The sequence below is a fragment of the Georgenia muralis genome (assembly GCF_003814705.1).
Lineage (GTDB): Bacteria > Actinomycetota > Actinomycetes > Actinomycetales > Actinomycetaceae > Georgenia > Georgenia muralis.
Window position 1 is genome coordinate 2,669,949 of record NZ_RKRA01000001.1, and the last position, 8,318, is coordinate 2,678,266.

Genomic DNA, 8,318 nt, shown 5'->3' on the forward strand with positions numbered 1-8,318 from the left:
ACCACGTGCCGTCCCTCACCGCCCCCGCGCCCGCCCGCGCGGCCTACCTCGTGTGGGCGGCGGCCCTGGCGGTGTACGTCGTCGCCGTCACGGGCCGGACGTCCCTGGGCGTCGCCGGGCTGCAGGCCGCCGAGCGGTTCGACATCTCGGCCACCACGCTCTCGCTCTTCTCGGTCGTCCAGCTCGCGGTCTACGCCGCCGCGCAGGTGCCCGTCGGGGTCCTGCTCGACCGGATCGGCAGCCGGACCGTGCTCGCGGCCGGGGCCCTCCTGCTCGCCGCCGGCCAGGTGATGCTCGCGGTCGTGGACACCCTGCCCCTCGCGCTCGCGGCACGCGTGCTCGTCGGAGCCGGCGACGCGACCGCGTTCGTCTCGGTCCTGCGGCTGGTGCCGGCGTGGTTCCCCGCCCGCCGGGTGCCCCTGCTCAACCAGGTCACCGGCCTCGTCGGCGCCACCGGGCAGATCCTCTCGGCCGTGCCCTTCATGGCGCTCCTCCTCGCTGCGGGCTGGACCACCGCGTTCACCTCGCTCGCCGCCCTCGGCGTCCTCCTCGGCACCCTGGCCGCGGTCGTCGTGCGCGACCGTCCCGCTCGCGAGCGGGACTCGGTCCAGCCCGTCGGCACGGGCCCCGAGGTGCCGCCCGCTGCGGTGGCCGTCCCGCCGCGGACCAGGGTCCCGATGCGTGCCGTGCTGCGCGAGCCGGGGACCTGGCTGGGGTTCTTCACCCACTTCGTCGGGCTGTTCCCCGCCAACACGTTCACGCTGCTGTGGGGCGTGCCGTTCCTCACGGCCGGGCAGGGCCTGACCCCGGTCGCCGCGAGCACCCTGCTCACCGTCGCCGCCCTGTCGGGGATCGTCGTCGGACCGGTCACCGGGGAGCTGACCGCGCGCCACCCCCTGCGCCGCTCCTGGCTCGTGGCCGGGGCGGTCGCGGCGACGATCCTGGGCTGGGCCTCGGTGCTGGCGGCGAGCACGCCCCGCCCGGTCTGGCAGCTCGCCCTGCTCGTGGTCCTCCTCACCGTCTCCGCCACCGCGTCCAACGTGGGCTTCGACTTCGCGCGCACCTTCGTCCCGCCCGCGCGGCTGGGCACCGCGACGGGCCTGGTCAACGTCGGGGGGTTCGTCGCGTCCCTGATCTCGATCTACCTCGTCGGGCTCGTCCTCGACCTCGTCCGGCCCGACGGCGACTACGTGCTCGACGACTTCCGCCTCGCGCTGAGCACCCAGGCCCTGGTGTGGGCGGTCGGCCTCACCGGGTTCGTCCTGGCGCGGCGCGCCACCCGCCGTCGCATGGCCGCGCGCGGCGTGGTCGTGCCGCCGGTGCGCGACGTCGTCGCCCGGATCCTCGCCGAACGGCGCGACCGGTCCTGACCCGGACGTGCCCGCGGCCGTCGCACCGTCAGCCGGCGGGCGCCGGCTGCGGACCTGCGGGCCCGTCGTGCGCGGCCGGGACGCTGCCGCGGAAGTCGCGCAGCGCGCTGCCCTCGACCAGGCGCACGGGCAGGGGCAGACGGCGCAGCGCGCGGTCGAGCGCGGCCACCGGCAGCGGCGCCGCGCTCGCCGCGAGCAGGACGTTGCCGTACCGGCGTCCTCGCAGGATGGCCGGGTCGGCGACGAGCAGCACGTGGGCGAAGGTGTCCTGGAGCGCCGCCACCTCCGCGCGGGCCCGGTGCAGGGGCGGGTGGTCCGTGAGGTTGACGAGGTAGAGCCCGTCCGCCGTCAGCACCCGGTGGGCGGACCGGGCCGCCTCGACGGTGCGGACGTGGCGCGGGACCTCGCCGCGGGCGAACACGTCCCGCACGACCACGTCCCACGAGCGGTCCGGCAGCGAGTCGAGGACTGCGCGGGCGTCGCCGGTGCGGATGCGCAGGCGGGGGGAGCGGGGCAGGTCGAACCACTCGCGGACGAGGCGGGCGAGCACCTCGTCGATCTCGACGGCGACCTGGGTGGAGCCGGGCCGGCGCGCCTCGAGCGCCCGCGGCAGGGCGCACCCCGCGGCCCCCAGGTGCAGGGCGCGCAGCGGCCCCGTCGGGCGGGCCGCCTCGACGACGAGCGCCATCTGCTCCATGTACTCGAACTCCAGGTGGGCCGGGGCGGCCAGGTCGAGGCACGAGCTCTCGGCGCCGTCGAGGACGAGCGTGACCAGCGTCGGTGCCCCGGGCTCCCGGCGCAGCGTGGCCGTGGCCATGGAGGTGGTGACCGGCTCGGTGGGAAGCTCGGCGGCCGGGGTGCGCGGCGCGGGGCGGCGTCGGGGGCGGTCGGGCACCGACCCACGTTAGCCTGGGCCCTGTCGGCCGAGGCGGAGGTGGTGGGCGTGAGCCGGGCTCCGCGCAGTGAGCGGGCCGGACGGTCCTGGGGCGACGACGACACCGGGTGCACCGTCCTGCACGTGGACATGGACGCGTTCTTCGCCGCCGTGGAGGTCCTCGACCACCCCGAGCTGCGCGGGCTGCCCGTCGTCGTGGGCGGTGAGCACCGGGGGGTGGTGACCTCGGCGACGTACGAGGCCCGTGCCTTCGGCGTGCATTCGGCCATGCCCGTGGCCCGCGCGCGGGCCCTGTGCCCGCAGGCGGTCTTCCTGCCCACCCGCCACGGGCGCTACTCCGAGGTCTCGCGCCAGGTGATGGCCGTCCTGGCGGAGGTCACGCCGGTGATGGAGCAGGTGAGCATCGACGAGGCCTTCCTCGACGTCTCGGGCGCCCTGCGGCGCATGGGCCCGCCGGTGACGATCGCCGGGTGGGTCCGCCGCGAGGTGCGGGCGCGCACCGGGGTGACGGCCTCGGTCGGCGTGGCGGCGACGAAGCACGTGGCCAAGCTCGCCTCGACCCACGCCAAGCCCGACGGGCTCCTCCTCGTCCCCGCCGCGGCCACCGTCCCCTTCCTCCACTCGCTCCCCGTCGGGGCGCTGTGGGGCGTGGGGGAGAAGACCCGACAGGTGCTCGAGCGGCGCGGCTGGGACACGGTCGCCGAGCTCGCCGCCACACCGCTGCCCGTGCTCCACCGCACGCTTGGCGTCGCCGCGGGTCAGCGCCTGCACGACCTCGCGTGGGGCGTCGACCCGCGGCCGGTGACGCCGGGGCGGGTGGAGAAGTCCGTGGGCACGGAGACGACCTTCGCCGAGGACGTCACCGACCGGCAGCTCCTCGACCGGGTCCTGCTCGACCAGTCCCACCAGTGCGCCGCCCGCCTCCGGGCCGACGGCATGCTCTGCTCGACCGTCTCGGTCAAGGTCCGGATGGCCGACTTCACCACGCTGACCAGGTCCCGCACGCTCCCGGCCCCCACCGACCTCGCCCGCGACCTCGCAGCCGCCGCGCGCGACCTCCTCGCCGGGGTGACGGTGCCGGCCGCCGGGGTCCGACTCCTCGGGGTCCGTGCCGAGCGGCTGGTGAGCGCATCGGCCGGGGTCCAGTCGATGCTCGACGACGACCCGCAGCAGGCGCGCGCCGAACGGGCGATGGACGGCGTCCGTGCGCGGTTCGGGCCGGCCGTGCTCCGGCCGGCGTCGCTGCTCGGCGGGCGGCCGGGCGGGCGTCCCGAGACCCGCTGACGGGCCGACGAGCCGGTCCCGGCGCACACGGGTCCGTTCCCGCTTTCGCGCGCGGCTCCGGCGACCTATCCTGGACCCAACACCGTCGTCCACACCCCAGCGACGGGACGGCGGGACGACTGGAGGGTCTCATGCCTCTCTCCGAGTACGAGCAGCGCATGCTCCAGCAGATGGAGCAGCAGCTTCGCTCCGACGACCCCAAGCTCGCGAACACGCTCGCCGACCGTCAGCGCCCGGACGTGCGCCGCCTGAGCCTGGGCGCGCTGCTCTTCCTCCTGGGGCTCGGCGGGCTGGTCGGCGGCGTGGCGACCGGGTGGGTCTGGCTGGGCATCCTCGGCTTCCTCGCCATGCTGGGCGGCGTCCTTCTCGCGATCTCCGGCCCGCGCGGCGGAGCGGGCCCCACCGTCAAGGGCGGCCGCCGCCCCGCGGGCTCGGGCTCGTCCTCGGCGGGGTTCATGCAGCGCCAGGAGGACCGGTGGAACCGGCGCAACGAGGAGCGGGGCAACCGCTAGCCCCTCCCTGTCCGACGAAGCCCGCGGCCTGATGGCCGCGGGCTTCGTCGTGCCGGCGCCCACCACGTCCGCCGCCGCCCCGTGAGGCCCGGCGTCCTCGCTCCACCTCCGCCCGCACGGACCGCGCCCGGGTCCTCCACCTGGCTCCACCTCCACCTGCACGGACCGGGGCACGCCGGGGCGTCCCCACTTCTCTCCACCGGCACCCGCACGGACCGGGCCCGTCGGCGTCCGGTGCTGCCACGGTGCCGACGTTTCCGCCGTTCGTCCGGCCGAGCCTTGCGCGGACCCCCCGACGGCCCGTGTGACCCGGGCACCATCCGGACGGAAGTCCTCCACTCCGCACCACCCGGGCTGACCTGCGCAGTCATGGGGACCTTGGTACACATCGGAGCAGTTTGTCGTTGACGGGGGAGGGAAGTGGAGTAATGTGGGGGCAACGGGTGGTGCTCCGACCGGGAAGGGGGTGCTGGTGTGTTCCTGGGAACCCATGCACCTCGTCTCGACGACAAGGGTCGGCTGATCCTGCCCGCGAAGTTCCGTGACCAGCTCGCCACCGGTGTCGTCCTGACCAAGGGCCAGGAGCGGTGCCTGTACGCCTTCCCCACCCGCGACTTCGAGGAGATGCACCAGCGCCTGCGCCAGGCCCCCCTGGCGAGCAAGCAGGCCCGCGACTACCTGAGGGTCTTCCTCTCCGGTGCGACCGACGACCTCCCCGACAAGCAGGGCCGGATCACGATCCCGCCCCCGCTGCGCCGCTACGCCGGGCTCGAGCGCGACCTCGCCGTCATCGGCGCTGGCTCCCGCATCGAGATCTGGGACGCCGGTGCCTGGGAGGCCTACCTGGCCGAGCAGGAGCAGGCCTTCGCCGAGACCGCCGAGGAGGTCATCCCCGGCCTCTTCTGACGAACCGCCCCGACCGACCGACACGACGACGCACCACCCCAGCCCCCGCACGACGAGGTCTCTCACCGCACCTCTGGCGCACTTCCCCGGCGCCAGAGCAGCGGAGGGAGTCCTGGTCGGGCGGTGGAGGGCCCCCGACCAGCAACGCACCCGCCGCGACGCGGCAACCTGAGGAGATGGCATGAGTGAGGCCGACGCAGCGGCGCTGCACGTCCCGGTGCTCGCCGAGCGCTGCCTCGACCTCCTCGCGCCCGCGGTCGACGCGCCCGGCGCCGTGCTCGTCGACGCGACCCTGGGGATGGGTGGGCACGCCGAGGCCGCGCTGCGACGCTTCCCCGCGCTGAGGGTCGTCGGCATCGACCGGGACCCCCAGGCCATCGCCCTCGCCTCGGCGCGGCTGGCGCCCTTCGCCGACCGGTTCACCGCCGTGCACACCACCTACGACCACGTCGACGACGTCGCCGCCGAGCACGGCCGCGCCGGGACGGTCCAGGGCGTGCTCATGGACCTGGGCGTCTCCTCCCTCCAGCTCGACGCCGCCGACCGCGGCTTCGCCTACGCCCGGGACGCCCCGCTGGACATGCGGATGGACCAGAGCACGGGCATCTCGGCCGCCGAGCTCCTCGCCACCGCCGACCAGGCCGAGCTGCGGCGCATCCTCCGGGTGTACGGCGAGGAGAAGTTCGCCGGCCGGATCGCCGCGGCCATCGTGCGGCGCCGCGAGAGCCGTCCGCTGGCCCGGACGGGCGAGCTCGTGGAGATCGTCCGCGCGAACATCCCCCAGGCGGCGCGCCGGACGGGTGGGAACCCGGCCAAGCGCACCTTCCAGGCGCTGCGGATCGCGGTCAACGGCGAGCTCGAGGTGCTCGAGCGGGCCCTGCCGCGCGCGGTCGAGGCCCTCGCCGTCGGCGGGCGGATCGTCGTGGAGTCGTACCACTCCCTGGAGGACCGGGCCGTCAAGACCGTCCTCGCGCGCGGCGCCACGTCGTCGGCGCCGCCGGACATGCCGGTCGAGCCCGAGTCGCACCGCCCCTACCTGCGCCTGCTGACCCGCGGCGCGGAGGAGGCCGACGAGGCCGAACGGGCCCGCAACCCTCGCGCCACCTCGGTCCGCCTGCGCGCCGCGGAACGCCTCCGCCCCACCCCCGACCACCTGCTCCCGGCCACCCGAAGGAGGAACGACGCATGAGCGCCGTCCCGGTCCGCGCGCAGACCGCGCCCCGCCCGCAGCACAGCTGGCGCCCGCGGCTGGAGGTCGTGGCCAGCCCCGTCCCGGCGCGCAGCGTCGTGCCCTTCCTCCTCCTGTGCGCGGCGGTCCTCGGGGCGGCGCTGCTCGGCGCCCTCCTGCTCAACACCCAGATGGCCGCCACGGCCTACGAGATCCACGACCAGCAGGTGGCGCTGAACCGCCTCGACGAGGCGGAGGCCTCGCTCCGGGCCCAGGTCGAGCAGGCCGGCTCGCCCGCCGAGCTGCAGCGCCGCGCGGACGGCCTCGGCATGGTCCCGGCGGAGGGGATGCGCTTCGTCCAGCTCGCCGACGGCCGGCTCCTCGGTCTCCCGGAGGAGGGTGCGCCGTGAGCGCCGGCGCCGTGCGCACCCGCACCCACGTGCGGCGGCAGGCCGCGCTCGTCGCGGTGCTGACGGTGCTGCTCGTCTTCTCCGGCCGCCTCGTCTACGTCCAGGCCTTCCAGGGGCCCGAGCTGGCCGAGCAGGCCAAGGACGACCGCACCCGGACCTCGGCGATCCGGGCCCCGCGCGGTGACATCCTCGACGCTGACGGCGAGGTGCTGGCCACCTCCGTCGAGCGTTTCAACGTCGGCGTCAACCAGCGGCTCATCAGGAACTACGTGGTCAAGGACGAGGACGGCGAGGTCGTCGGCGGCGGCGCGGCCGCGGCGGCCGAGGCCCTCGCGCCGCTGCTGGGCCGGGACAAGGCCGAGCTCGGCGCCCAGCTCGTGGGCGACTCCACGTTCGTCTACCTCGCCAAGGGCCTGACCCCGGAGCAGTGGCGCGAGATCGACGCGCTGCGGATCCCGGGCATCGAGCCGGAGGAGACGACGGAGCGCATCTACCCCAACGGCACCACCGCCGGGAACGTCCTGGGCTTCGTCGGCGCGGACGGCCAGGGCCTCGCGGGGCTCGAGCTCACCTACGACGACGCCCTCACGGGCACCGACGGCTCGCTCACGGTGGAGATCGGCGGCACGGGCCAGGTCATCCCCACCGGCCACCGCGAGGAGGTGCCCGCGGCCCCCGGACAGACGGTGCACACCACCATCGACCGGGACCTGCAGTACTTCGCCCAGCGCAGCATCGACGAGGCCGTGGCCACCCACGGTGGTGCGTGGGGCGCCGTCGTCGTGGAGGAGGTCGGCACCGGGCGCATCCTCGCGCTGGCCGACTCCGGCACCGTCGACCCCAACGACTTCCAGTCCTGGGATGCGCAGGACCGCGGCTCCCGGGCGGTCCAGAGCCCCTACGAGCCGGGCTCGACGGGCAAGCTGCCCACGTTCGCCATCGCGCTCGAGCAGGGCCTCGTCACCCCGGACACCGTCTTCACCGTCCCGGACACGCTCACCATGCCCAACGGCCAGACCTTCCGCGACAACAGCCCCCACGCCACCGAGACCCTCACCACCACCGGCGTGCTCCAGATGTCGTCGAACACCGGGACGGTCCAGATCGGCGACCTGGTCGACGACCGCGAGCGCTTCGAGCTCCTGCGCGCCTTCGGCTTCGGGGAGCGGACCGGGATCGAGCTGCCCGGCGAGAGCGCCGGCATCGTGCGCGACCCGGACACGTGGGACCGGCGCACCCGCTACACGACGATGTTCGGCCAGGGCATGTCGGTGACCCTGCTGCAGAACACCTCCATGGTGGCCACCCTCGGCAACGACGGCGTCCGGATGGCCCCGCACGTCGTGGACGGCACCACCGACGGTGACGGCGTCTTCACCCCCACCGAGGTCGCCGACGGCGAGGAGGTCCTCAGCCCTGCCACCGCCGAGACCATGCTGGCGATGATGGAGACGGTGGTCGCCGACGGCGGCACCGGCCCGCAGGGGGCGGTGCCCGGCTACCGGGTGGCCGCCAAGACCGGCACCGCCGAGATCCTCGACGCCGCGGGCGGACTGAGCAACCGGCTCGGGTCCTTCGTCGGCGTCGCGCCGGCGGAGGACCCGCGCGTCGCGGTCGGCGTGGTCGTCTACCGAGGCGCGGGCACCTCCTACGGCGGCACCGTCGCCGCTCCCACGTTCCGTGAGGTGACGGCGTTCGCCCTGCGCGAGATGGGCGTCGCGCCCAGCACCGAGCCCCCGCCCACGCTGGCCCTGACCCCGGAGCAGGGGTGAG

The 8,318-nt window shown here is 75.3% G+C and carries 8 protein-coding genes; 7 read left to right on the forward strand and 1 reads right to left on the reverse strand.

What is annotated here, in order from left to right:
- Nucleotides 1-5: 5 nt before the first annotated feature.
- Nucleotides 6-1,370 carry an MFS transporter gene (locus EDD32_RS12005; RefSeq protein WP_123917789.1) on the forward strand — a complete coding sequence of 455 codons (1,365 nt, stop codon included), beginning with the start codon at nt 6-8 and terminating at the stop codon, nt 1,368-1,370.
- A gap of 28 nt (nt 1,371-1,398) precedes the next feature.
- On the opposite strand, the gene EDD32_RS12010 is transcribed toward EDD32_RS12005, so the two are convergent.
- Nucleotides 1,399-2,265 (reverse strand): spermidine synthase, encoded by an 867-nt coding sequence (locus EDD32_RS12010; RefSeq protein ID WP_246006109.1) that lies wholly within the window; start codon nt 2,263-2,265, stop codon nt 1,399-1,401.
- Between the two features lie 48 nt (nt 2,266-2,313).
- Between EDD32_RS12010 and dinB the strand changes: the two genes are divergently transcribed.
- From dinB to EDD32_RS12040, 6 genes are all read left to right on the forward strand, one after another.
- Entirely contained in the window at nt 2,314-3,549 is a 1,236-nt protein-coding gene (gene dinB / locus EDD32_RS12015) for a DNA polymerase IV (RefSeq protein WP_123917791.1), read from the forward strand.
- Nucleotides 3,550-3,680: 131 nt separating this feature from the next.
- The gene (locus tag EDD32_RS12020; protein ID WP_123917793.1) at nt 3,681-4,061 is read left to right on the forward strand and encodes a DUF3040 domain-containing protein; all 381 of its coding nucleotides are present in this window, start codon (nt 3,681-3,683) and stop codon (nt 4,059-4,061) included.
- Nucleotides 4,062-4,535: 474 nt separating this feature from the next.
- Complete coding sequence (mraZ, locus tag EDD32_RS12025) at nt 4,536-4,967, forward strand: division/cell wall cluster transcriptional repressor MraZ (protein WP_123917795.1); 432 nt, start codon at nt 4,536-4,538, stop codon at nt 4,965-4,967.
- Between the two features lie 181 nt (nt 4,968-5,148).
- Nucleotides 5,149-6,156, forward strand: a complete 1,008-nt coding sequence (gene rsmH / locus EDD32_RS12030; protein WP_123917797.1) for a 16S rRNA (cytosine(1402)-N(4))-methyltransferase RsmH — start codon at nt 5,149-5,151, stop codon at nt 6,154-6,156.
- Nucleotides 6,153-6,545 (forward strand): cell division protein FtsL, encoded by a 393-nt coding sequence (gene ftsL / locus EDD32_RS12035; protein ID WP_123917799.1) that lies wholly within the window; start codon nt 6,153-6,155, stop codon nt 6,543-6,545. Before rsmH ends, ftsL begins: the two co-directional genes overlap by 4 nt.
- A complete protein-coding gene (locus tag EDD32_RS12040) occupies nt 6,542-8,317 on the forward strand; it encodes a peptidoglycan D,D-transpeptidase FtsI family protein (RefSeq protein WP_123917801.1) in 1,776 nt (591 codons plus the stop codon). Before ftsL ends, EDD32_RS12040 begins: the two co-directional genes overlap by 4 nt.
- Nucleotide 8,318: the final 1 nt, after the last annotated feature.